General features: G+C 39.1%; 19 protein-coding genes, 1 pseudogene and 1 CRISPR repeat array. Of the genes and pseudogenes, 1 reads left to right on the top strand and 19 read right to left on the bottom strand.

Going from position 1 to position 26149, the window contains the following annotated elements; all coding sequences use genetic code 11:
- Window positions 1-147: 147 nt before the first annotated feature.
- From IEV91_RS00275 to IEV91_RS22025, 16 genes and pseudogenes are all read right to left on the bottom strand, one after another.
- On the bottom strand, window positions 148-1434 hold the full coding sequence (locus tag IEV91_RS00275; protein WP_229745350.1) for an ABC transporter substrate-binding protein: 1287 nt from the start codon (window positions 1432-1434) through the stop codon (window positions 148-150).
- Window positions 1435-1515: 81 nt separating this feature from the next.
- Complete coding sequence (locus IEV91_RS00270) at window positions 1516-2397, bottom strand: carbohydrate ABC transporter permease (protein WP_204871235.1); 882 nt, start codon at window positions 2395-2397, stop codon at window positions 1516-1518.
- Between the two features lie 12 nt (window positions 2398-2409).
- Window positions 2410-3315, bottom strand: coding sequence for a carbohydrate ABC transporter permease (locus tag IEV91_RS00265; RefSeq protein ID WP_229745322.1), 906 nt, complete (start codon window positions 3313-3315; stop codon window positions 2410-2412).
- 286 nt (window positions 3316-3601) lie between these two features.
- Complete coding sequence (locus tag IEV91_RS00260) at window positions 3602-4603, bottom strand: LacI family DNA-binding transcriptional regulator (RefSeq protein ID WP_188494892.1); 1002 nt, start codon at window positions 4601-4603, stop codon at window positions 3602-3604.
- A gap of 456 nt (window positions 4604-5059) precedes the next feature.
- Window positions 5060-6055 carry an SPFH domain-containing protein gene (locus IEV91_RS00255; RefSeq protein WP_188494890.1) on the bottom strand — a complete coding sequence of 332 codons (996 nt, stop codon included), beginning with the start codon at window positions 6053-6055 and terminating at the stop codon, window positions 5060-5062.
- A 30-nt stretch (window positions 6056-6085) separates the two neighbouring features.
- The gene (locus IEV91_RS00250; protein ID WP_229745321.1) at window positions 6086-6862 is read right to left on the bottom strand and encodes a TPM domain-containing protein; all 777 of its coding nucleotides are present in this window, start codon (window positions 6860-6862) and stop codon (window positions 6086-6088) included.
- Window positions 6859-7887, bottom strand: a complete 1029-nt coding sequence (locus IEV91_RS00245) for a TFIIB-type zinc ribbon-containing protein (RefSeq protein WP_188494886.1) — start codon at window positions 7885-7887, stop codon at window positions 6859-6861. The genes IEV91_RS00250 and IEV91_RS00245 overlap by 4 nt, the downstream gene beginning before the upstream one ends.
- 35 nt (window positions 7888-7922) lie before the next feature.
- On the bottom strand, window positions 7923-8573 hold the full coding sequence (locus tag IEV91_RS00240) for a PspA/IM30 family protein (RefSeq protein WP_188494884.1): 651 nt from the start codon (window positions 8571-8573) through the stop codon (window positions 7923-7925).
- A 1113-nt stretch (window positions 8574-9686) separates the two neighbouring features.
- On the bottom strand, window positions 9687-10133 hold the full coding sequence (lspA, locus tag IEV91_RS00235) for a signal peptidase II (protein ID WP_188494882.1): 447 nt from the start codon (window positions 10131-10133) through the stop codon (window positions 9687-9689).
- Between the two features lie 155 nt (window positions 10134-10288).
- Window positions 10289-10372 (bottom strand): annotated as a pseudogene (locus IEV91_RS21550) (hypothetical protein); the annotation flags it as partial.
- Entirely contained in the window at window positions 10354-10641 is a 288-nt protein-coding gene (locus IEV91_RS00230; protein WP_229745316.1) for a hypothetical protein, read from the bottom strand. The gene IEV91_RS00230 and the pseudogene IEV91_RS21550, both read right to left, overlap by 19 nt.
- A 534-nt stretch (window positions 10642-11175) precedes the next feature.
- Complete coding sequence (locus IEV91_RS00225) at window positions 11176-11355, bottom strand: hypothetical protein (protein WP_188494880.1); 180 nt, start codon at window positions 11353-11355, stop codon at window positions 11176-11178.
- 98 nt (window positions 11356-11453) lie between these two features.
- Window positions 11454-12943: a CRISPR direct-repeat array (repeat unit 36 nt; unit sequence GTGCCCTTTATTACTGCTTCTTCTCTTTGTTTGGAC).
- Between the two features lie 350 nt (window positions 12944-13293).
- Entirely contained in the window at window positions 13294-13587 is a 294-nt protein-coding gene (gene cas2 / locus IEV91_RS00220) for a CRISPR-associated endonuclease Cas2 (RefSeq protein ID WP_188494878.1), read from the bottom strand.
- A gap of 12 nt (window positions 13588-13599) precedes the next feature.
- Entirely contained in the window at window positions 13600-15270 is a 1671-nt protein-coding gene (gene cas4g/cas1g / locus IEV91_RS00215) for a CRISPR-associated endonuclease Cas4g/Cas1g (protein WP_188494876.1), read from the bottom strand.
- Complete coding sequence (cas12b, locus tag IEV91_RS00210) at window positions 15252-18647, bottom strand: type V CRISPR-associated protein Cas12b (protein WP_188494874.1); 3396 nt, start codon at window positions 18645-18647, stop codon at window positions 15252-15254. Before cas12b ends, cas4g/cas1g begins: the two co-directional genes overlap by 19 nt.
- A gap of 714 nt (window positions 18648-19361) precedes the next feature.
- Window positions 19362-19442 (bottom strand): putative holin-like toxin, encoded by an 81-nt coding sequence (locus IEV91_RS22025; protein WP_373284384.1) that lies wholly within the window; start codon window positions 19440-19442, stop codon window positions 19362-19364.
- A gap of 232 nt (window positions 19443-19674) precedes the next feature.
- Here IEV91_RS22025 and IEV91_RS00205 point away from each other — a divergent pair, with 232 nt between their 5' ends.
- Window positions 19675-20397, top strand: a complete 723-nt coding sequence (locus tag IEV91_RS00205; RefSeq protein ID WP_188494872.1) for a M48 family metallopeptidase — start codon at window positions 19675-19677, stop codon at window positions 20395-20397.
- Window positions 20398-20432: 35 nt separating this feature from the next.
- Here the strand turns inward: IEV91_RS00205 and IEV91_RS00200 are convergent, their stop codons facing one another.
- The 3 genes from IEV91_RS00200 to IEV91_RS00190 are packed head-to-tail and all read right to left on the bottom strand — an operon-like array spanning window position 20433 to window position 25985.
- Entirely contained in the window at window positions 20433-23378 is a 2946-nt protein-coding gene (locus IEV91_RS00200) for a type I restriction endonuclease subunit R (protein WP_188494870.1), read from the bottom strand.
- Complete coding sequence (locus tag IEV91_RS00195; protein WP_188494868.1) at window positions 23375-24514, bottom strand: restriction endonuclease subunit S; 1140 nt, start codon at window positions 24512-24514, stop codon at window positions 23375-23377. The genes IEV91_RS00200 and IEV91_RS00195 overlap by 4 nt, the downstream gene beginning before the upstream one ends.
- Window positions 24504-25985 (bottom strand): type I restriction-modification system subunit M, encoded by a 1482-nt coding sequence (locus tag IEV91_RS00190; RefSeq protein WP_188494866.1) that lies wholly within the window; start codon window positions 25983-25985, stop codon window positions 24504-24506. The genes IEV91_RS00195 and IEV91_RS00190 overlap by 11 nt, the downstream gene beginning before the upstream one ends.
- Window positions 25986-26149: the final 164 nt, after the last annotated feature.

Below are 26149 nucleotides of genomic sequence, written 5' to 3'. Positions count from 1 at the left end.
TAAATGATAAGCCTCACCTTGTGACTTTTTTCTATGAAACGTTGAAAGCGGTATTCATGCTTTACCTCACTTTCGTCATGCACTATAAAAGGGTGAAAGGCGAACCCCAATTTGGGATTAGCCTTTTCAACTGTCATTCAAATGACATTACTTGAATTTAAATTCGGGATAAGATTCCTTTACCTTTTCTTTTAATTGATCAAATGCCCATTGGTTGGACTTCCCTTTATTCAGCATGTCGGTTACAATGCCGCCAAAAGTGGAATTAATATCCGCCGTATACTTCCCTGCAGGAGCAGCTGGAATTTGTTCAGAAATATCCTTATACATGTTTAACACTTTTTGGTCACCGTACATCGGTGGTGTATAACTGTCGGCGTTTTGATCATAGACCGAGAGAAGTGAAGGCATATTTCCGGTATTTTTTAAGTTATAATTTTGCCATTTTTCACTGGCATCGAATTGGACAAATTCATATGCTAACTTCTTCTTAGAGGTATTCGCATAGATCGCCCGATACGTCCCACCATCATAGGAACCGACGGGGGCTTTTGCTACGCCAAACTGCCCATCAGCCTTTCCATCTTTCGTATCGACATCCATCGTTGCCCACGAAGGAACACCGAACATAATCGCCTTTCCAGCCGGATCATAGTTGTTCAATGCCGACCCCCAACCTGGAGAGGAACCTGCTAGCTTGGCATCCACATTCTCTTGACGAACAGTCCGCATCGTGTTCAACACGTCGTTCCATTTTGAATCAATTTGAAAGACATTGTTTTTAACCCATGGCTGCATTTGATATTTTTCCATATCGTAAATGCTTCCGGTGGAATCTAGTAAATGGACCTTGCCATTACTCTCTTTATACACTTTTTTACCGAGAGTAATGATTTTATCCCAGCTGTTGATCATAGCCGAAATTTTGTCAGGATCATCTGTGCCGAGCCATTTTTTCGCTGCCTTACGATGATACCAGAGCCCTATGGGAGAGGAAGAATCCGCAACTGCTTTAACATGACCATCATCATCCTTACCCAAATCGGCGACATAAGGCACCATATCTTTTACCAATTTATCGCCACCCATATCAGATAAATCAGCGACAAAAGGTGTGTTAATGAATGAGCTAATATACCCTCTTTCCAAATCAAAGACATCAGGAACATTGGTCTTTGTTTGTAAAGCCGTTTGAAGCTTAGTTTTATATTGATCACCAGGGAAAACCTTGACCTGGACATCCACATTAGGATGTGATTTTTCAAATTGCTTTGCCAAGAGCTTAACCTGATCAAAAAACGTCCAGACCACTAAGGTTTGCTTTTTTCCCGAGCCATCAGAGGAAGTCGATTGCGAACCAGAACTAGAACACCCTGAGAGTCCAAGACAAATGACTAAAAGTAAAGCAAAAAGAGATAGACCTTTTCGTTTCATCACTTCATCATCCTCCATATTTTTAAAATTGGAACGTTCCCACTTTCTTGACATTCGCTTAACTTTTTTCTAAATAAAGTCCTATTCCTTCAGTGCCCCAGCTGAAACACCATCCATGATTTTTCGTGATAAGAAGGCGAACAAGAGCATGATCGGAACTATGGATATGACAATTCCCACATATTGCGCACCGTAATCGGTACCAAACTGTCCCCTTGTCATCGCAACCATAACGGGGAGTGGCTGCAGGTTATTATCAAAGAGTGTAATCACAGGTAACATAAAGCTATTCCACTGTCCGATGAAGGCTAAAATCCCAAAGGTGGCTAACGCCGGTTTCAGTAAGGGAAGAACTAAGCGGTGAAAGGCTTTCAGTTCACCACAGCCATCCATCCGCGCGGACTCAATAATTTCACTAGAGACAGCCTGATCACAATTTTGTTTAAGAAAAAAGGTCCCGAAGGCATTGGCAATCCCCGGTAAAATCAATGGCCAATACGTATTTAACATATGAAAGTTACCCATCAATCTAAAAAAGCCAATAATACTCAATTCTCCAGGAATCATTAAAGTGGCTAAGACACAGCTAAAGAGAACTTTTGAGTACTTAAAGTCATATTTTGAAAAGCCATAGGCGGTCATCGCTGAAAAATATAAGGTCACCGATGTCCCAACGACAGTGAGGAACACGCTATTGAGAAATCCTCTCCAAATCGGTACAATCTTGATCAACCTTTTATAATTCTCGATAAATTGATCCCCGGGAAGGAGTAGAAACTTATTGGAAATATCCGTATTCGAATGCGTTGAGGAAATAATCATGCTGTAAAAAGGGAGAAGGCAGATGGCTGCTCCTACGATTAAGATCAAGTAGATCAAGCCCCGAACAAGCATCCTCTTTAACCGGTAGTTTTCAGATATTTGCTCTTTCGTTTTGTTTTTTACTTGTGAATTGAGTTGCACGACCACACCCCCCTATACACTTTGCGTATTTTTCTTCCTGCTCCGCGACACAAGTAATGAAATGATCGAGAAGATGAGAATAATAATAAACATGCCATAAGAGATACTTGATGCATAACCATATTGAAAACGTGTAAAAGCCGTGTTATATAAGTAAACCATCATCGTTTGTGTAGAATCCCCTGAAGCATTTCCCGCGACTAAAGGAACTTCAAATATTTGCATACCGCCAATGATAGATGTAATGACTGTGAAGAGAATAACGGGTTTTAATAGTGGTAAGGTAATATTCATTGTAATTTGAAAACGATTAGCCCCATCAACCTCAGCTGCCTCGTAAAGTGTTCTCGGAATGGACTGCAGCCCAGCTGTAAAAATGAGCATATTGACGCCAAACCATTGCCAGCACATGACAGCCGAAATAATGATTTGCGCTAAGAACGAATGCCCGAACCAGTTAATCGGATGGTCGGTAATGTGCAAGGCCATTAACAGTTTGTTTATACTCCCTGTTTGCCAGTCAAACATGAGATTGACCAATACCCCAATCGTTATCGCTGTCACGATATTGGGAAAATAAAATACCGCTCGGAAGACATGTTTACCCTTCACAAACCTTTCATTGAGAATGAGGGCGAGCAGTAAAGCAATAATTAATTCTGGAACAATCGAGACAATCCAAATAATCAAGGTATTAAGGATAGAATGGTAAAATTCTAGATTAGTAAACAATCGCTGATAATTGTCTAAACCGATAAAGACAGGTGGTGAAAATCCATCCCATTTTGAAAAGCTTGTATAAAAGGAATAGATAATCGGATACAGACCAAAGATTAGAAAGACGATAAAATAGGGTGCTATAAAGAAATAGCCAAAACGTGATTTTTTAAGACTCTTTATCCTTTTTGTTTTTCTCAAACCCCTCCACCTCCTAATAAAATAAGTAATATAGGAGCGTTCCCACTTTTCTTTAAACTGATGTTCACACTAAACACCACAATGATGGCGTTTACATTTTAATGAGTAATGAAACCCGTTTCTAAGACGGGTTTTAAACATCTAAATGATGCTATTATTTTAGGAACGTTCCCAAAACTAATTTAACTTCATTATAGACGAACAATTCTAAAAGTCAATAAACTTTTAAATAGAAAAATAGAATTGTACCAACAGATTTAACCTCTATCCGCACGCATCCTAAGGTTTATAGATTGAGGCAAGAATTGCGAATCACCAAGTTGGGTTTTAAGAGTATGCGTGAATTGGCTTGCTTCTTAGTTCCTTTTATCTTCTCAAAGAGAACCTCGGCAGCCTTTATTCCGATGTCAACAAAAGGTTGCCTCACCGTCGTTAAGGAGGGATAAATCCATTTTGAAATTTCAATATCATCAAAACCGACAATCGAAAAATCCTTGGGGATACTATAGCCTTGCTCATGCGCTGCACCGATCGCGCCTAATGCCGTCTGGTCATTAGAAGCCACAACAGCCGTAAAGCCGCCGACTTCCAGCAATTGCTTCATCGCCTGATAGCCCCCTTGGTTGGACCAGTCCGAAGACACCATTAATTCAGGGTTAAACGCCAACCCCAGTTCTCTTATCGTCTTTTCAAACCCATTGGTTCTCTCTTGGGTCGCACCTGCTGATTCAGGACCAGTAATATAAGCAAGCTGTCGATGGCCAATTCTGTGGAGATAGCGCACGACATCACCCACGCCACTAAAATTATCCACATCAATAGAGCTTACATCCTGGATGCCAGCATCATCACCAATTAGGACGACAGCAAATGCCGTATTTTTCATCTCTTCAACGACTTCTTTTTCCCGTTTTGAAAAGTTCAAGAAAATCAGCCCATCCACCTGTTCCTCATAGAGGAGATTGATAAAATCCCTCTCACCTTTATGGTTAGACATCCAGGAGTAAAAGACACAATCAAAGCCATTTTTATTAGAAACCTCAGTGATACCTTTTAAGATGCCCGAATAAAAACTATTTGAAATGTCATCGACAACAATCCCAATAACTTGTGTTCGATTCAGCACTAACCGTCTCGCATTCATATTGGGATGATAATTCAATTCTTTAATGGCTTTCTTCAAAGCTTCTTCTGTTTCTTTTTTCACTGGTTTCCCATTTAAATATCTAGAAACCGTGCTTTTTGATGTTTTTGCTAATTTTGCGACATCAATGATCGTCGGAGCCATAAAGTTCCCCCCAATAGTTCAGCTTAAAGATAGTTTTATAGAGAAATGGAACTGCTTTTTTATAACATCATACATCATATATTATACCTTTGTGGAAGAGCCTATAAGCAAACTAGAGCTTTTGCCGTTAAACTTAGCGAAAACTTTGATGTCTGAAACCATGTACCTGAACATCTGGTTGTACTTGGCGCAACAGTGAAGTACAACCTAAGTTTTCTGGTTTCCATATTTTTTGGAACGTTCTTATTGTCAAATATTATATCATATGGTAACTTCACCATCCAAAGGTTTTGAAAGTAATTGGTGATTCTTTATCCATCTGTATCCAAAATTATATTTATCTAACAAAAGAGGGCGCCAATATGCATTCAGCTTATAGATGCTGACGTTTCACAAAAAACTCTCCTTCAAGTCTAGTAAAGACCTGCAAAGGAGAGTTTCTGTCTTCCTATTTATTTATACGAGTTTCTGACCGCAGTTCGAGCAGAAATTGGCCTGCCCGGTTTTCGCTCCACAGTTCGGACAAAAGTTTGGCCGCTGCTGACCATTGCCATTAGGTGCTGGCTCTGTGTTTTGATTCGGCGCCGGCTGACTTTGATTTTGTGATGGTGGGTTAATATTATTCATCATTTTGTTCGCCACGTTCATCCCCATCATCATCTCAACCATATCTGAGGTGATGCCTGATCCACTCATCTTTCCAGACGCCATACCATCGGTGATTGAGATTTGCTGGTACTTATCCATATTGCCGACCATACCGTAGGAAGCATTTTTAGTAATCATATCTTGAATCTCTTTAGGATAATTAAAGCTCATCACATTAAACCCGGTGATAGTGATCCCACTCTTGATCATTTGCATGTCTAAATCCTCTTGAATGCCTCTAGAAATGTCGGAGGCATTGGCTTGAAGATTAAACATATCCTTCCCCTCTTGGGTAATCCATTTCATCAAGAGCTGATCTAAGACCGAAGTGATACGTATTTTAACATCATCAACTAAGTATCGATCCTTTACACCGGCAATTTGGTCAATTAAAGCCACATAATCATCGACTTTAAAGTTAAAGGTACCGTTCGCTCTGATCGGCATCCCTCCTGGCATTCCTGGCGCCGGAATATTAATCGCGCTCTTTGTTCCCCATTTGACGGTGAATTCCTTCGTATTCACAAACAGCACTTCAACGCGCATGCCGCTATTAAAACCAAACTTAAAGCCTTTTAACGTGGACAGAAAAGGAACAATTTCAGAAACAATATCATACTCCCCATCCTCACGAAAGACCCCTTCGATTTTCCCGTTGTTCAAAAATATCGCGTCTTGACCGGGACGAATAATCAATTTACTCCCTTTTTTAATTTCATCATTGTTCCATTTATAAAAAATCATATCATCTCTAAATTCTTGCCATTCGACGACATTCGCGAATTGGTCTCTAAAAAAACCCACCTAGCATCTCTCCTTTTTAGAACTTTACCATTAAAATTTTCCGCTTGATCCGCTATGCGAGTGACCGCCTGGAGTCACACCGCCGCCACCGCCATCTTTAGAATTATTGGACGGCTTTCTTCTTCTTGTCACCGTTCTTCTTAGAAAATTATCATAATCACTGACAACGCCAGAGTGTTGATTATCTAAATACGTCCGGGCATTGACCGTCACTCTTCCGCCAGAACGATAGGCCATCAAACCGACAACGATGAGCGCTATAAAGAGGGACGCCGCGATTTGGAACCACCATTTAAACAGAATACTATTTGGATTCACGCCCGGTTTATACCCCATATAGTCATGAGCCTTTTGTATGAAGTCCGAAAATGCCTTGTAATAATCGCCATCGGAAAGTGCTGGCGTAATCGCCTCACGAATTTGGTTCATCCGGTCACTATCCAAATAGTCCTCTGCCTTTTCAAAGCCGGCTAAATAGACATCTCGATCTTTCATATCAATGGCGAGAATCGCCGTATTGCCATGCTTTTTATCGTAACCAGGAGCTTCCTTATCATAAAAATCTTCAACGTAATCCTCGAGTGTTTTTCCATCGGTACCGTTCACCGTTATGATCAGAAAATCTGTCTTTCTGTCTTTGCCTAGTTTACTAGATAAGGATTCTAGTTTCGCTTTCTCATTATCCTTTAAGAGATGTGCTCCGTCATAAATCACTTCATGCTTTGAAGCGGCTTGTGCAAAGCTCCCAAAAGAGACGACGATAAAAAAGGTGATGAGCAGTAAAAACAAGCTTCGTTTATTGATCACCAAAAACCACCTCCCATGATTAAGGAGACACATTTAAAAGCGAGCAGAGCACCAGCGGCGATCCCGCCAAACCAGGCTGTCATTTTCCCTTTGCTTAACGGCGGAAAACCAACGACCTTTCCCGTCTCACCATTCATGGCAAAGGTGTACACCTTTTTATTGTAATCATAGTTCACCATCCATACCGGCAACAGTACGTAGAAGCTATTCACATTCTTTGTATCAACATGCTTCTGCTTATAATCGACCGAATGGTAGCCTCTGAAAGTCGAACGGATATAAGATTCGATATAGCCACTGATTTTATCCTTCACACGCGGCTCCAGATCCTCATCCGTATAATTATATTTTTCTGCCAGATATCCTACAAGATAGGGCGTTTTAAACTCTTTTAATTGATCATAGGAAAAGGGCTCCAATTTATCCATTAGACCATCGTCCATTTTCTCAGAAGCATCAACGGGGATCTTCATATAATTCAAATTGATATCACGGAAGGCCTCATAATACTCTGTTTCCGTGCAAATATAATCTCCCTCTTCATATGTATGCTCTCTCGTACAAATGGCTCGCACCTGAACTTTACTATTTAAATCAAATAACCAAAAAGGAATATACATGCCCGTAATGCTCTGAATGCGATCCGCTGACATAAAACCCTTCGGAGTCAACAGCCCTTTTCGACACCATTTCTTAAAAGCCGCAGCAGCCTCATCCTTAGTAATTGTAAAGGGAATCACTTTTTTCGGTGCCAAGTGGCCTGATACGCGATCACCAATGACAACTCCCGCCCCACAAAAGCTACAGTGGGTCGCGACCGTATCGGCCGTCGTAATGAGAACAGCACCACAGTTCTCACATTGGTACTCCTTCGTCTCTTCTGGAGAAAACTCGGCTTGCTTTAACTCCTCAGGGTAGGTTTCAATGTTTTCAACCCTACCACAGCTATCACAGGTTAACTCCCCTGATTTCGGATCAAAGGTCATATCACTGCCACAACTCGGGCATTTGTAATAAAGGATCATCCTCTGTCCCCCTCATTTCATAGACTTATAAACCGCTAGTTTTTCTTCATGCTTTCTTTAAGCGCCTCGAGATCGGCGTCGACATCTGTTTCTTTATGAGTTTTAGCAGGTTCTGCAGGATCTTCTAGCTCATCTAGCGGATTGCTGCGCAATTCCGCCAAGGCTTCCGCTTCAAATAACGCGCGGTCAACCTTGTCTTCCATTTGCCCAAATGTCGCGCTAGAGCCCGCGACCTTTTTCTGTGTTTCGGACGAAGTCATTTTCATTTTTAACGCCTGGCTACGAGCTTCGAGTTCACCGATATCAGCGGTCAGTTTTTCCAGCAATTGTTTCATTTGAGCAGCCTCCGAGGCTACCTGCTGGTAAGAGGTTTCCCATTCGGATTGCTCTGAGGCAAACGCGGCCTTCTTCTCTAAATAGGCTCGCGCATCGTTTTCATCGCCCGCTTCGATTGCCTTCATCGCGTAACGTTCCATTTTTTCTATATTACTTCGGCACTCGTTTAATGCCCTTTTTATTCGCTTTTCTTCTTCCATTAACGCGACCGTCTCTGCTTTAACCTTCCCTAAGTCAAGATTAAGCGTTCTTAAAGTGTCCTCGATGATCTTCTCCGGATTGTCGGACTTATTTAAAACATCACTGATATGGCTCGACATAATCGTTTTAAATCTTGATAAAATCCCCATATCCCAGCCCCCTTTGCTTTCGTCTTATATTGAAATATGAATAGATCAATTTTAGATCTTAGTAACATAAGAAAAGTGTTGACGCTAATGAATATTTGAAAAGACTGATAGGGTTGCCCTTGCAGTCCCTGACTAGTGCTGACTTTTGTTGTGCACTTACATTTTTTGTTATCCAACCAACAAATGTGGTCAAAATTACATTTTCGTTATCACTCAAAAATCCGTGTTTCACTAACGAATTGAGATTATAACTCCATTATACTGTTTTATTAAAGCGCGGTGTATAATCATGTGAAAATCATCAAATCATTGTGTTTTAATGGGGAATCCCGACAATACTTCTGTATTATATATACGGTAAAAAGCGCCTTTACGTTTCAAGAAAATGTCTGGATGAAAATGGAATAAACGTTGTTTAGGCCCTATCAAGACATAATTTTCTTGATGGGAACTGTTTAGAGAGGTATAGAAGAGGAGCGATCGGGAAAGCAGCCTGTTTTCTCACTGATTCCTTGACTCTCAAAGTTTAACTCGGACTATTCGTAGAAAGATGTTAAGTTTACTATCGCTTACCTTAGATCGCATGCAGACGGGGAGGTTGGGACAGAAGTATTTTTCTTTATTCTTAGGCATAAGGCAAATCGCTCCGTCAAAATACTTCGCTTTCCACAGGCACGGTCTCAGCCAACTTGGGAATGGATAATTTGGTTTCCCAAGTATTTATGAATAAAAATCCCTTGTTCCTGCGTCTACTCGTACCGCTTCGTCGTCAGCTTTCTCAGAACAACTCGAAGTGTATTCGAGAAGTAACGCTGGTTGCTGTTCCCTTTGGACTAAGGAAAGCGACTAGGAGAATAATCTTCTCAGAAAAAATCGTGGTGCTTACGATTTTTTTGAGTCTCCACGCCTAAGCTAACAAGTTATAAAATCTGGTGATAGTTAAAAAATTTTATAAAAAACCTAAAATCCCCTTCACTTTAAAAGATGAGGGGCTACTTGTTTCCATTAGGAATTAACGTCAACAGAAAGCAAAGACTCTAATGACATTACCCTATTTTTATGAAAATACCTTACTCGTCTTGAGATATTTCTAATGCATTTTTATGTACTTTTCTAGAGGCTCTGATTCCTTTTACTCAACCAGGTAACGATGCCATAAATAATAAGCAATAGCCCCCCCATCTCAATGGCATGGTCGGCCAGGTTAAGAATTCCACCAGAGCGCACGATAAAATCTGTCACCTGTCCAAACAAAAGTCTATCAACGCCATTTCCAATTGCTCCTCCGACTAGGAATCCCAAACTACTATCGATAAGAGCACCCTTCGTTTCTCTGGTTCTGCGAAAATATAAAACACCGATGACGAACAGTATAGCCACAACGCCGAAGATCCGTGCATAGCCTTGAAATAAACTTCCTGCCATGCCTCTATTCTCGATATGTGTAAGTTGTATTCCCCATAATGTAAAGGATTCATTAATGTCAATGTAGGTACGAATGAGATATTTAGAAACCTGGTCCATCACAATAACTAGGATTGCAATAGCATAAAATAGCATATATTTTCCTTCTCTCTTGCAGAATTATTTGCATCCTAATCATCACAGTATAATGGATAGCTTTAATCTATTCATTCACGAAGCCCTTAATTGTTGTTCAGCCTAAATGGCAAAGCTAAAATTGTCCTTATAAGGACTTCCGCTTAGTTATAATCGCCTGGCTTAAGTAAAGTAATGAGATTATAAAGCTCTTCCAGATGATTTTGAACAGGAGTCGCTGTTAATAAAAAGATATATTTGTTATTAATCCCATCCACAAACTTCCAAGTTTAGGTGCTGCAATTTCTTCCTCTACCGTCTTACCTAGCCCTACCTCATCACAAAGTAATGCGCGTCCTTTAAAACGATGAATGACTGCTTTAACTGTTTTTATTTGGTATTCAAAAGGTATTGCTTCTCGAATGTAAGGAAGCGACATTAAACGATCATCCTTCGCAACTACAGTGAATTGTTGAGCCATCTGGTACCATTGAAACCAGGTTTTTGACTCTTGATTGAAACCTTTCATGGCTTGTAGCACCGTTTCACGTCGGTCTTTATCAACGATTGAATCTTCTATAGGGGAAGAAGATGTCGCAGAACCATCAGAAACCTTAATGTCCCCTTCGATGTTCTTTCAATTATAAAGTATGTTGCTTGATAGGGTGAGAAAAAACCTTTTATTCCACTGCCTTGGAGGGTATTATCCTCCCAATCCTCGATCATTCATCATCGAACATGAATTTGAAGTATCAATATCTATATTTTAAAAAAATGTTGAAGTCCCCGGGTCCAATTCCATTGCATTGAGCTCTAGTAATTCTTTACCTAGTTTAAATAAAAACTGCAAAGGCACTTTATCACCATACATGGTATTTCTTTTTTTCTACCAAAGGAAGAGTACCTGTCACCACCCAAAATATTGTTCCACAGAAAAAGAACTTGCATTCGATATAGAGGAATAATGTGCTTAAGATTATGTGAGTCTAGTAGCCTTTCGAGTAATGGTTTCTTTAATGGGAGTCGGAAGTTTCTGACTCCCCTTCATCAACCCATTAACCTCTCATATTTTCTTTGACTTATTCCGATTGGCGATTTGTTCGTTTAATCGGATATAGTTAAAGTGATGAAGGATGTTTTCAATTAATTCTTTTTTAGTGGCTCTCATTTTAAGTTCAATTTGAATAGATTGACCGATGGCAACGAGTTCAGCCTTTTTAAAACCATGTAAATAACTAGCCATACTGTCTTTATCTAAGGCTTCTAATTCATTAATGATCGCCGAGCAATCTATCGTTAATACCTGACGTGGTTTCCTTTAAATATTTAAGTTGTTTTAGTAATGCCCTTATTACTGCTTCTTCTCTTTGTTTGGACGTTAAGACTGCGTGCAATCGCGCGTATTTCCGTGTCGCGTGCCCTTTATTACTGCTTCTTCTCTTTGTTTGGACAGAACGATAGAGGTACGATTAACTGGAATAGTGTTGTGCCCTTTATTACTGCTTCTTCTCTTTGTTTGGACTAAGAGCAATTCCCCGTCCTTGATGATGCCGTATTTTTGCATGTGCCCTTTATTACTGCTTCTTCTCTTTGTTTGGACTGATAATAATCAGTTGCATAAGGTATTCCGTCTGCTCTGTGCCCTTTATTACTGCTTCTTCTCTTTGTTTGGACCTTGGTCTTATCGTCAGTATTCGCTATATCCTTATGTGCCCTTTATTACTGCTTCTTCTCTTTGTTTGGACTGAGTATCTTGTGAAGCACCACCATTCAATTCATTGAGTGCCCTTTATTACTGCTTCTTCTCTTTGTTTGGACCATATAGCCGATCTTGGTATCGACTATTTCTGCGTCGTGCCCTTTATTACTGCTTCTTCTCTTTGTTTGGACGAAACTGATGGTGCGCTAACATACTCCGATATGACCGTGCCCTTTATTACTGCTTCTTCTCTTTGTTTGGACTCAGCCCCGATTGTCCTTCAAAAATTTAAGAGATGGTGCCCTTTATTACTGCTTCTTCTCTTTGTTTGGACGTATGCAAGGGGTAGAAATTGGCGATAAACACGTTGGTGCCCTTTATTACTGCTTCTTCTCTTTGTTTGGACATCCCAATGGGGCAGGTGTTCATGTTTCCGATATAAAAGAGTGCCCTTTATTACTGCTTCTTCTCTTTGTTTGGACTTCATCAAAATAAAGCAATGGAGAACAAAACATACAGTGCCCTTTATTACTGCTTCTTCTCTTTGTTTGGACTCCCCATGTCGAATATCCTACAACTCGTTGTTCATCGTGCCCTTTATTACTGCTTCTTCTCTTTGTTTGGACTGGTATATTGGAATTGTGAAAGCGAAGGGGAACTGAGTGCCCTTTATTACTGCTTCTTCTCTTTGTTTGGACGAAACGACTTTACCGATGATTGGCGCCAACTGCTGGTGCCCTTTATTACTGCTTCTTCTCTTTGTTTGGACCGTAGAGACTATTCAACATAAGTTTAGCAAGTAGTTGTGCCCTTTATTACTGCTTCTTCTCTTTGTTTGGACCCACGAAGCTAGCCGTGCGCTGAATATAGGTCGTAGGTGCCCTTTATTACTGCTTCTTCTCTTTGTTTGGACTAATAGTGGAGGTTAAACTAAAATACCTGTTTGTTGATGCGTGCCCTTTATTACTGCTTCTTCTCTTTGTTTGGACTCCTTCCGCAATCCTTTGAAACTACCGGACTGAAAGTGCCCTTTATTACTGCTTCTTCTCTTTGTTTGGACTCCCCATGTCGAATATCCTACAACTCGTTGTTCATCGTGCCCTTTATTACTGCTTCTTCTCTTTGTTTGGACTGCAGACGCTCGAACCGCTTGGTACTAAAGCTTTTTCAAATTTAATTTCGAGCATCCTTATTTTCAAATGATTAATACCAACAAAAATAACCATAAAAAACACACTCACAATTAAAAGATGTTGTTATTTTAAACACTTCGAGCACCTCCCGGTCATTTTGACCTATAGAGGTGCTCGACAGCATGTCCAAACAAAAAGAAGAAAAATGTAATAAAAGTGATTGTTAGAGTGTTTCTACACTCGATGCACAAACAATCAATTGCTACAACATTAAGATGTAGCTTTATTACTTCTATTATAAAGGATGCCCACTAATAGTCAAGATTATGCGTCTAAATTATAAAATTTATTAGAAAATTAATTTTTCTAAATCCATCGGCATATAATCTCTCCCTACTGTTGAAATTTTCTTTTGAAGTTGATTACTTGTTACCGGACCAAATTGAACAAACATCACTTGATCTTGATTTTGATGTACAATTTCATTAAGTGCCGCTTTCAGTTTAGCTAATTCAAGTTCCGAAAGTTGACAAATAAATACTGAATATTGAACATGCTCACCAAATCCTTTCATCGTTTTAAATACTTTTCGCCAGCGTTTTTGATCGGCTATATCATAAGAAACGAGATAATATTGTCGCACGATTATTTCCCCCTATCTTGTCATAAGTGGAATATATTCCTTTATTTCTCCCTCAATGAAACGTGCTAACATTCTGAGATGAAGCTCAATCATTCTTCGATAAGAAATCTTATAACCAAAAGTCGGGTCAGTAATTTTGTCATGCATTCTTCTCTCATACAACGCGAAATAATTGTTTCTCCCACCCTTTTTTAACTGACAACTGTCTGAACCCATGTAAAAGTTATCTAATGTTAATTCCCCAGTATTTAAAGCACGGAGAACAATACTATCGACAATGAGTGGGCGAAAGGGTTCCATCATATCTAATACTAAGGCTGGACGACCTGCTTCAGGTCGATGATAAAAACCAAGCATTGCATCAAATCCAACGGATCCACAAGCTGCTTGAAAGTCTCGAACCATTAGGGTATAACCTAAAGAAAGCAAAACATTGACAGGATCCTTAGGCGGACGGCGATTCCTCCCTTTCATCACATCTATGTGTGTAAGGTGGCTTTTGAACATCGTTGAAAAGTTTTCAAAATAAATTTTTGCAGCCATGCCTTCAAGCCCTCTCAACTTGTCAATCGTTTCAGCTTCCGAAGACTTTTCACTTAATCTCGTTAAACTGTCTAGAGCATAAGAAACCTTTGATCCCGCATTCCTTCTTAAAAGTGTCCGCTGATTCCTAATTTTTGCATATACGATTTTCTTTGCTAGTTGAAGTGAGAATTCAGGGTGATTAAACTTGATAAATTGCTGTCTTCGAGTGTATATGTTTTTAGTAAGAGGAGGTGTCGAAACTCCTATCAAGCGTCCATGACTCGTTAAATAACTTATTGTAACATTCGCAAACATAAGCGTTTGCAGTAATTGAGTAGAACATTGGACATTTCCAATCAAAGTAATGTGAATAAGATCTTTAATCGGGACCCCTTGTTTTCGTCCATCTTTAAATTGAATTATTAACTCATCACCTGACTTACCTAATCGAGTTCCTGGTTCCGATACATATAAAACACCACCATCTACTCTTGAAGGAATAATTTTTCTAATATTATTTGAAACACCTAATAAATAATTGGTTTCATCTGGAAGACAAATATAATTTAGTGAACATCGAAAACACTTTTTTGAATCTGTTAATGGCTTGGGGACTATCTCAGGATGAGCATTTAATTTTCTAGCCTTTGCAATACATAATTCAGTCGCTTTTATCAATTCAGGTGTAAACTCAATTTTAACTTTCTTCTTATTTCCACGATAAAAAAGATACCCATAATCACACGGGTATCCGTTGGAGCGCATAAGAAGGCCTTGAGCACATAATTGAATTTGATCATTTGGCCAAGCCAAACCACAAATCGTAAAATTATCAAAATTGAACGCTTGAGTACCGTCTGGAGCACTACTATGCTTTGCTTCAACAGGTGCCCATTTTCCACTTTCATAATTTACAGAATCTAAGACACCATGAATCTGCAACTGTTCATCACCTAACCGTAGGCTTTTAGGCATAGATCCCCACAATTCTTCTGGGGCCATTTGCCCCCGCCTTAGACGTTTTTCTGCCCTTAAGTGTTGAGCAGAACCTTCCACCGTATCGGAACTTTCTTCAAAAAGACCTTGGACATGCATTAAATGGAATAATCGTTCGCAATATTGAACCTCATTCAACATCCTTATAGGAATAGATCCCATTCTTCATCATCCTCTGCAATCGGTCTCTTCAATCCCCCTTGGATGCGCTGCTTTAATTGCTTCTTTATTCTACCTTCAATAGTTCCGAAATAGCGCCCACCTGTATACCATAGGTCACTTCTAAACATTTGACCACTAGGATCTCGATAAAGTGTGATAGATTCACCGCTGATTTCTTCAGCTATTTCAAAAATATCATTCATTGCTTCTGTTTCTTCCGATGTTCGCTTAGATTTTAGAGACACTTTTTGTTTTAGTTTGTCCCTAGAAACCCATTTATATACTTCACCTTTATTATCATCTATCATAATAAAATAGCCTTTACTAGATCCGTATAACTCTTGAAGTCGTTTTTTGGTATATTCCTTGGGGACTAATATTTGACCATCATCTGATTGGATAACATAGCAACTTATTCTAAAGAAACCATGGTTTCTTGTCCAAAAACGTTTTTGTAAATTTTGAGCAGCATTTATATCTGCATCAGTAAGAATTAAAGATCGATCTCTGGAAAGAGTTGCAAACTTCTCGCCACCTTTTGACGGGATATAATCTCCCGCTTTGATCAATTCAATCTGCTCTTCTTTAATAAAGCCTCTTTGAATAAGGTCTTTTTTCATCCAATCATTTTGCATATCCATTTCAGTGAGTTTATGACATCTGATTCCAGGTGCCCCCGTCTTCGCATGAAACCTTGATGAAAATTGTGCACCTATATCCCCTACTTGTAAGCCATAAAGTTCACCCTGAAGCGCAACTTGTCTAGGAATCTCCCTTCTGGACCAGCGCATCAGCTTAGAGTTCTCTTGCCTGGAGCGCTCTTCCCTAAAACCATATTCTGATAAGTCTTCGAATAAAACCACCTGACAGGCCGGCCTCTCAGCGACCCAGCGTTTATGTTTGCCACGGTATTTATAGCCTAGTGCCGTCATCACTAGAAGGTTCGCCATTTTTTTTATACGATCATCTTTTAAATCATTCAAATGAACCTGTTGATCAATGGCAAAACGCTTTCCCTTCTCAAGTCTTTTTGGTTGTCCAGGTTCTGTGGAACGATTACTCCAGCTTAATAATAGTCGGCGCGAGCGTTCAATCTCCTCAATGTTTTTTAAAGAAATACCATAAACGCCTTCACGATCATCACTAATCGTGCTACGCCATTCGTGAATCTCTCTCCCTATACTATGTTCTAGCTTGCTATAAATTTCTTTCAACGTTTTGATCCAAACATCCTGCGGACTATATAACACATTTTTTAATTTGGATTGATTCTCTTCATAAAGTTCCTTTTGAGTAGAGTCTTCCCTATCTAACCATCGTCCCACTTTCTTTTTACGTTCTTCTACATTCTCCACGAGTTGAAGATTTAAGATATTACGAAGAAAAGTCAGTTTACGGCTAAGCTCTCTGATTCTTTCGTCTCGCTTATTTTGTATCTTCTCTCTCTTTGTCGTTCGTTTTTCCCCAGCCAGTTTCAAGTTCAAACTTCGATTATGCACAGCAAATAACTCTGTATCTTTTATAGGATAATAAAGTTTATTTTCTGGTTTAATATCAGAAACCTCGAAAAAGCTTACTGCAGCTGCCTGGCGCTGCCCCAGATCCACACTCATTATCCGCAATCCAACTTTGAGTGAGTCAGGACCTTTTACGAGTGGCAACTTCTTACTTTGGGAAATTAATTCTGTTAATTCCTTTGGTTTAAAGTTAACAACTTTCAAATAGTCGTCATTATAAGTCGATAAGGCTTTGCCAACAGCAGTCTGGAGACGTCCTGTTCTTCCGATTTCCTGTAAAGGAACAATATTAAGGGTCATATTGAAATAAATTTTGCCAACATTGGCTTTTGCTACTTGATTAGAATGTCTGCGTATATAGTTACGATCAAATTGAATTCTTGCGCCTCCTAAATAACCATTCAATTCCATTCCGGTTGCCTCATCTACATATTTAAATTGATGTTTACCTTTGCCCTCGTCCTCTTTTGAAAATAAAACCTGATTATAAAATTGGCGTGAGGGGGCTAATTGAAGTTTATATTTAGCTTCCTCTAAGTAACCATCCTCTCCGTTTGGGACAATGAAACGATCAACCTCTACCGTTAGAGGGACTTTTCGCTTCTCAGACTCTTTTTGTTCATCACTAGTAATCATTTTATATTTATTAAGATTGGTGCCACTTCTTTCTTCAAACCTTACCCATAAAGGGTGCTCAATAGGATCAGATAGAGTAAAGGTCGCCTGTTTTTTAGCATTCATTAACTTGAGTTTCGTTTCACTATATTTAGCGTATAAAAACGGAAACTCCTTATTGTTCCTCCATATAAAATGATTTTCAGGATGACTTAAAAAGTTATAGACCTCAAAATCACCAGACTCACGAGAATGGCTCCTTTGGTAATCTTTATAGACTTCGATATAATCAGCAAAGGTTTTATTTTCAGAAAAACGAATCCACTTATCTACAATGACTTTCCAGCCACGCAATTCTCGGGTACCTAAATAATATGTACTGTTGTGAAATGTTGTGATATTTTTCAATTCCTCTATACGCTTTTCTTCAAAGGAACCAAGTGCATCAAAGGCTTTTGAATCCATCTGAATTAAGGTGGCTTTAAGACTCTTATATTTGCTTGCAAGTTCCTCATACTCTGTCTTAACCTTCTGATTCCAGGATTCCCATGAGAGGAAGCGTTCTATTGCTTGATTAAACATATCCTTATCCCATTTTCTTACACTCTGCTTCTTACTCTTTGGAAGCCACGTTATATCACGCACAAAGGGATCCTCTGAATCAGTAAAAAGAGGAAATAACGGAAGTAAGCCATAGGAATCTAACCTATTCATTATCTGAAGCTTAGGATCTTTTTGTCTTTGCTCTGCCCACTTCTTCTTCTCTTCTTCCCACGAAGGGTCTCCAGCTCCTTTTAAATTTTTCCATCTTGGTTTTCGACCTGAACTCGCAGTTCCCTTCCCACTTTGACTATTTGCGTCAGTAAGCGGATATAAGTATTTATTGCAGATTTGATTGGCTTCCCCACTCTCGCCAGCAGCACTTGGTACAAGCTGTTCATACAGAAGACGTAGAGTTTCTAGTACCTCTTGCTTATTTACCACACTTGTAAATTCATTACGATGTTGTGCTTCTCTTACTCGGGTCCATAGTTCCTCTTGAAGCCTTTCTTTAGTTCTTGAAGGGGTGTCTTGGGTGGTTATCTCTTCGTTCAACTCAAAAAGATCCTCCTGGCGTAATAAAGATAGCCATTCCATGTAATACGCTACGCCATAGTTATGTAATTCATGAGTTTTCCAAAGTGCTTTTCTAAGTTTTTCATTCTGCCCAGCCATGATTTTTAATTTAAAGCTCCGTACTGCCATTTCTACATCACACCTTTATTGAGTTTAGTCTTAATTACATAAAACTCGGCCTTTTTCCAGTACCTTTGATGCATAAAAGAGTTTAACTAGAGGGATTCATATTAACATGATCTCCAATTTGAAAAAGGTTAAAAAATAGTGAAAGAAAATAACTTATTTATTCTAATCTTAGTTCTAGTTCTAATCATCATAGCGATAATTTCCCATTAAAAGGGCTATCTTTATGTTAGTCCCGTGTGCGGATGTGCTACATGAGTTACAACCTCATAATCGTACATAGACTAATGTCTAGCACTTTTAAATACTTGATATGGATTTAGCATAGAAACTTGTTATCATTTAAAGTTTTCGACACTAACCAACGAAGTCCTTCCATTTTTTTCAACGTTAAAATTCAGTTTAATAATCGAATTTAATTGAAAGGACATACAATTCGTCATTCAAGATGTCAGGATGTAATTCCATCATTATCTAAAAAGTCTCTTACAAAGGTTACAGTTGATAATGACAGCCGTCATTTTAATTTGAAAAATCAAACCCCAGATTGTAAAATATAAATATAAACTAATATTCTACGTATAATAATAATGGTCGCAGGTACTATGAACACCTACGACCAGTGACAGTCGATTCCCCTTTAAGGGGGTCGGACGCATGTCATTCGCAGACACAACAAGTGTCAGGAATAGACCGCGCGCTTATGCCAAGGGCGGTCTATTTTTCTTTGCCTTGTAACAAAGCAATGATCACAAGCCCAAATGTGAGCATGATCATCAACGCTTGATATACAGACATAGAGGCATCACCCCCTCTCAGAGGCGCGCCGACCACCCTTGGAAAACCTTCTAGTCACATTATTATTATAGCAAATATAAAATAATAATAGGAACGTAATTTCGTATTTGTATTTAAATCTTTCATATAAAGAACATGCTAGTTTAAATAAATACCTTACACAAACTGTTCAGCCACTTTCAAAACTTCTTCCTTTACTGGTACAATTATCTACAGTGAAAGGAGCATTTCCATGGCTATTTTCAAATACGGATTAACTGAAATTGAATATGAGTTAATGCTTCATGATAGAGACGACATCATCATATCGGTGGATTGGATCAATGGCTTGGAAGTGAAGGCCCCAGGTGAAGTTGAGAAGGACAGGCTTGAAGCCGTTCTTCATAAAAAGGCAAAGTGGATCATGAATAAATATAATGAAATTTACGATATTGTAAAGACTCCTTTACCTAAGGAGTTTGTGAGTGGGGAAAAGTTTTCTTATTTGGGTCGAGCATACCGCCTCAAGGTTTTAAAAAAAGAACACACAAAAGTAGACCTCACTTTTCATCAAGGAAAATTCATCGCAACGGTTCCTACTAGTTTATCTGAAAGAGAGCGCCAGGATAAACTCAAAAAAGCTTTCAAAAAATGGTACAATCAACATGGTCTTGAAAAAGTAAAACAAAGATTAGCACTGTATACAGAAAAACTAGGTGTTCAGCCATTGTCGATAACGCTCCGCGACCAAAGACTGCGCTGGGGAACGTGTACACCTGAAGGGAATATCTATTTAAATTGGCGGTTAGTGATGGCTCCAATCCCGGTCATTGATTACGTGATTGTTCATGAACTCTCTCACTTAAAACATATGAATCATAGTAAAGACTATTGGGCAGTGGTAAGAACGTTGCTTCCGAATTATGAACAGCATAAAGAGTGGTTGAAAAATAACGGCCCGCTACTGACACTTTAAAAAGGACGCACAAGTTAATTTGCACGTCCTTTTTGTTAGATGATATGCCTATAATGGACTTCAGCTAAGCTCATGAGCTGTGCGGTTAGATTTTCGATTCTATTACTCGGACATTTACTAGCTCTTAGTTGCTTTTTTATTCGCTTTCTCATTTCCCGCTTAACGTCTTCTTTTTCATTCCATTCAATGACTGCTTGTTCTTGGATGATTTCTGTTATGATCTCGGTTAATGCTTCAAGTGCTTCCTCATCGGTTACCTCAAGTTCTTTTTCTAAAAGTTGATAGAAAGGATACTGCTGTTTGGATAGGCCGTGCGCTTGACCTTCTTGCTCATTTTGGCGCATTTGTTGCATGATTTCCCGATACTCTTCCAAAAGCTCTTCAATCGTCAATTGGCGGTCTTTACGGCGCTGGATAAGTTCTTCAAGTCTTTCTTTAAGGGAGGTATAGAGCACTGGATTTTCATCAAGTTTTATTCGTATCTCATGTTTAATTGCGTGTTCCATCTCCGCTGCTTTTGCCTCAGGCGTCTTCAGTTCCTCTAACTTCTGCTCAAACTTAGTTGATAAAATATCTATTGGCTCGTGTAAAACAGAGGGCGTAGTCGCATAGATATGTTCTTCAATGAGTTGTTTCACCTTTTCACCACAATCAGAAATATCAGCGCCACCGTCTTCACGGAATCGTGATTTAGCTAATTTAAGGATCTTCCCAAGATGCTTGAGATCCTTCACATAACCCTGTGCCTTCGGACTCGGTAATACTCTATCCATGCTTTCACCAAACTTTTTGAAAGCAGTCTCAAATTCATTGCGCACATCCTCTGGCTCTAATACATTGAGACACCCTTCAAGGTCTTCGCGATTAATATAATCAAAAAACCGCATGGCTTTCCTATGGCGGGACTGCAATCTTGGAATCTCAGAATCGATATCATGGAGGGCTCCTTTGATATCCTCTTTGTGGAAAACACCTAACGCTTCCTCTAAAAACCGCGAAACGCCATAGTAATCGACAATCAAGCCATAGCTTTTTTTATCGTAAGTTCGATTTGTTCTGGCGATAGCCTGTAACAAGTTATGCTCTTTTAAAGGCTTATCTAAATACATCACCTGCTCAATAGGAGCATCAAAACCTGTCAATAGCTTATCGCACACAATCAAAAAACTTAAAGCGTCTTCAGTCATTGGTTGTTTAAATCGCCTGATGACTTCTTTTTCCTCTTCCTTTGACAAGTGGTGAACCTTTAAATTGTCTTCATCATTATGCCCACCGGAGATAATGACTTTTGACTCATAGTCACTTAATTCATCAAGCATCTCTTTATAAAGTGCGGCAGCTTCCCGAGAGATCGCTACAATCTGTGCTTTAAATCCATTGGGCTTAATATGTTCTTCATAATGCTTAATAAGATCAAGGACAATACTTTTGATCCGTTTAGGGGAAGCGGTAATGGCTTCTTCTGTTGCATACTTCTTCTTAATACGCTCGCGGTCTTCTTCACTATAGTCTCTAAATTGGCGATCAAAAAGATCATCCAAGCTTTCCCCTTGAACATGCAAGTCAACCATCCGGGCTTCATAAAAGATGGGTACTGTTGCTCCGTCTTGAACGGCTTGTTCAATTGTATATTTGTCAATATAGGTTCCAAAAGTCCGCGTGGTGCTCTTATCCTCTTTATCAATCGGAGTGCCTGTAAACCCTAAATAACAAGCATTTGGCATTCCCGTTCTCATATTCATGGCAAGTGAACTGTATTGCGTCCGGTGTGATTCATCGACCATAACAAAGACATTCTCTGATTTTGTGAGTTCAGGGTAACCGTTCGTCTCCGCATCTTCTTGGAACTTTTGAACGAGCGTGGTTACAGTCGTTCCTGGGCCTTGTTGTAAAAGTTGCTTAAGCTTTGCAACGGATTCCGCTTGTTGCGGGTTAGGAAATCCACACCGTCTAAACGTATTGGAAATTTGATCATCTAAATCTTTGCGGTCTGTGACGACCACAATGGTTGGATTTTTTAATTCTTTAATTCTCCGAAGCTTCACGGCCAAAAACACCATGGTGAGCGACTTTCCCGAACCTTGTGTATGCCATACAACACCGCCTCGATAACGTGAGTCCTGCGCATGTAAAATCCGATCTACCGCTTTTCTTACCGCACGAAACTGCTGATATCGAGCAAGCTTCTTAATGACTTTATTCTCAATGGGTTCATAAACAATAAAATTTTGGATTAAATCAAGCAGCTGTTCTTTAACCAACATCCCTGTGACTAAAATATCTTGTGGCGTGGGGTTATCTCCTATTTCAGCGACAGCTCTTGGATACGGGTCTTTCCATTCACTATAATGTTGCGCTTTTGCACCAATAGTTCCTGCTTTAGCTCTGTCATTACTTGTAACAATCATAAATTGATTGTAATAAAAAAGGGATTCGGAGTCCTTTTGATAGCGGGTTAATTGTTTTACACCTTGTCCAATTTGGTCATCAGGAGATAGGGTTGGACTTTTGCATTCAATAACAACTAATGGGAGGCCATTAATAAAAATCATCACATCAGGACGTATGGTTCCATGTGCATTGGTGATTGAAAATTGGTCAACAACAACAAATTCATTATTCGTTGGATCCTCAAAATCCAGCAAGCGAACGGTTTGGCTTTTACGCCCTTTTCCTAAATCCTGCTGAACAGAAATCATGTTGATTAAATAGTCATGAAAGGTCTGATTGGCCTCCATGATGTTTGTCGCATCCATATGAGTGATTGAACGCATGACTTTGTTTAAGTTATTATCTGAAATCCAGGGATTCAAGCGTTGAATGGCATTGGCTAAGCGCGCCTTTAAGACAATCTCTCCCTGAGAATCCCTTTCCACATCCAAAGAAGGACCATGAATATGCTCATAGCCCAACTCTCTAAGATGATTGATTATGCGATTTTCAACTAAGCCTTTTTCATTCCATTCATTTGTTGAGGTCATGTATTAGTCACCTCAGATTCATTGACTTTGACACGGACTTTACCTGTTAGAAGGACTTGCATAAGACCTCGTTTCATTTCCTTAAGTCTTTCTAACTTCTTACTTTCTAAACTGATTTTTGATGTGAATGACATAATAACTGATGCTATTTTTTGTTGTTCTTTTATACTTGGATATGCTATTAGAATATTCCTTAACGATTTTTGATTAAGTTTTGGTTGTGCTGAACCAGTAATATAAGACTCGTAATTTATTGATTCCAAATATATTTCAAGAAAATTAATATTAATATTAGAAGGTCTTAAGATATGCGCATGATTATTAACCCAAGTTTTCCCTTCAATTCTAAAAGCCACAGGTAATGAACGAGACCTTAAGTTTTCACCGTCTTCAGCGACAAGGATTAATGGTTCATTAAATATAAAGTCGTTGACCCAATCAATTATTCCTGACGCACCATAGTATGGGATATCACCATCAATTAAATCTCTATCTGCTTTTTTGATTGGCCTTCTTTGTCCGTCCAGGATATCTACTATTTGTTCCAGTTTTTTCAATTCCCACTCTACAGGAATCTCACCCATCTCTGTTTTCTTAAACTTAGTATGTCCAATCCCTTTAGTCAAAAGTTGTTGCATTAAGCCCTTTTTTACTTTTTCCGTTTGTTCAATAATGGCCTCTGTTTTTTCGATAGCATCATCGACAGAGGAAAGGATTGCTGCTATTTTATGTTGTTCATTTTTAGTCGGTAAAGAAATAGAAATAGTGTTCAGATTTGTCTTGCTCAAACTTGGAACCCCTGTAGCCTCATTAAGACGTTCTAGTTTATAGTGGTCTAGAAAGTAATATAACCATTTCAAATCAACTTTTTCCTTATTATGAAATAAACCAAATGCTGTATCAATTATCCAGCAATCTTCTTTTATATATAACGGCTTATCAATTGTCCCTTTTCGCCCAATCAAAATTAACGGCCCATTAAAAAGTGGCTTTCTCGCATATCCATTCAAACCACTAGTACCATAGATAGGAAAGTCTGATGATTGTACTTTTATATCCTTTGGAGACTTTCCATATTTTAATTCAGATATATCTTTCAATTGGACTTCTTCCCAATTTAATACACTACTCACCATACCCCAACTCCTTCAAGTACCCGTACATAGTGGTCTCAATTTCATTTCTTTCTTCCTCAAGTTGTTGGAGTTCTTTTAAGGCTTGACCTACGTCAATTTGTTCTTCTTCTTCAGTTGTATCAATATACCGCGCAATATTGAGGTTATAGTCATTTTCCTTGATTTCATCAAGACTCACAGCTCGGCAATATTTTTCAACGTCTTCCCATTTATCAAAAGCATCTACAATTTTCGTAATGTCTTGTTCACGTAATGTATTTTGATTTTTTCCTTCTTGGTAGTCATCAGCTCCGTGTATAAAGAAGACTTTATCTTTTTTGTCTTCATCCTTGTTACGGTTAAGAATGATGATGCTTGCTGGAATCCCTGTTCCGTAGAAAAGGTTTGATGGTAATCCAACAACTGCTTCGACGAGGTCTTCTTCTAATAGTCCTTGACGGATCTTTCCTTCTGCCCCGCCTCTAAAGAGAATACCATGGGGCATAACAACGCCAGCTTTGCCCATATGATTGAGTGTGGCAACCATATGTTGGACAAAGGCTAGATCCCCTTTATCCTTTGGAGGGATGCCAAAACGAAAACGACCATATTCATCACTCTCAGCTTCTTCACGTCCCCAGTTACTGAGGGAAAAAGGTGGATTGGCAATCACCCGATCATAAAGAATAAGTTCACCATCTTCAGTTAGCTTAGGCTCACGTATTGTGTCACCTTTCTCAATACGATGGTCACTTAAACCGTGGAGTAAAAGATTCATTTTACAGATTGCCCAAGTATTAAGGTTCCGTTCTTGACCGTGTAAGGTGAGATTACGTGGATTGCCGTTTTGAGATTTAATGTAATCCACAGATTGGATAAGCATTCCACCACTTCCGACTGTTGGATCACAAATCCTCATCCCTTCTTCAGGTTTAATTAAGTTAACGATCAGTTCAACGACTTTACTTGGTGTGTAAAACTCGCCACCCTTTTTACCCGCATCATCGGCAAACTGTTTAATGAGATACTCATAGGCGCGACCTAACATATCAGGCTCAGAGAGATTTTCATTACTTAAATCTATAGATGTAAAGTGTTGAACCAATTGAAGTAATAACTTATCGGGGAGCTTTTCCTTATCATTAAAATCAATGCTTGCTAGAACACCTTGTAATGAGCTATTTTCCTCTTCTAATGCTTCAAAGGCCTTATTAATAGCATCACCGATATCTTGTGTTAATGATTGAACATGCGACCATCTTGCACGTTCAGGAACAAAGAATTGGTGCTCATCACGGTCATACCAGCCGTAATCGTCACCTTCTTCAACCTCAATACGTTTGGCCGTCTCAACAAAGACATCATTTAAGCGCTTTAGGAACAATAAACCGAAGATATAATTTTTATAGTCTGATGAATCAATACTTCCTCGTAATATATTGGCTGATTCCCATAAATGGGATTCCAATTGTTGTAATGTTAGTTTACTCACAGAACTTCCTCCTAGTCACTCTTACCTATCATAATCATAGCAAAAATAGCCCCATCAGACTACATACTTCTAATATTTGTCATGAATAAATCAGAGCACAAAAATAACCGTGAAATTAGCTAACGGTTACACCTTGGATATCCAAGAGGCGGTCGGCGCACTCC

It is taken from the genome of Pullulanibacillus pueri, assembly GCF_014639255.1.
GTDB lineage: Bacteria > Bacillota > Bacilli > Bacillales > Sporolactobacillaceae > Pullulanibacillus > Pullulanibacillus pueri.
The sequence above is the reverse complement of the archived record's forward strand: the minus strand, read 5'-3'. Positions and strand labels throughout refer to the sequence as shown.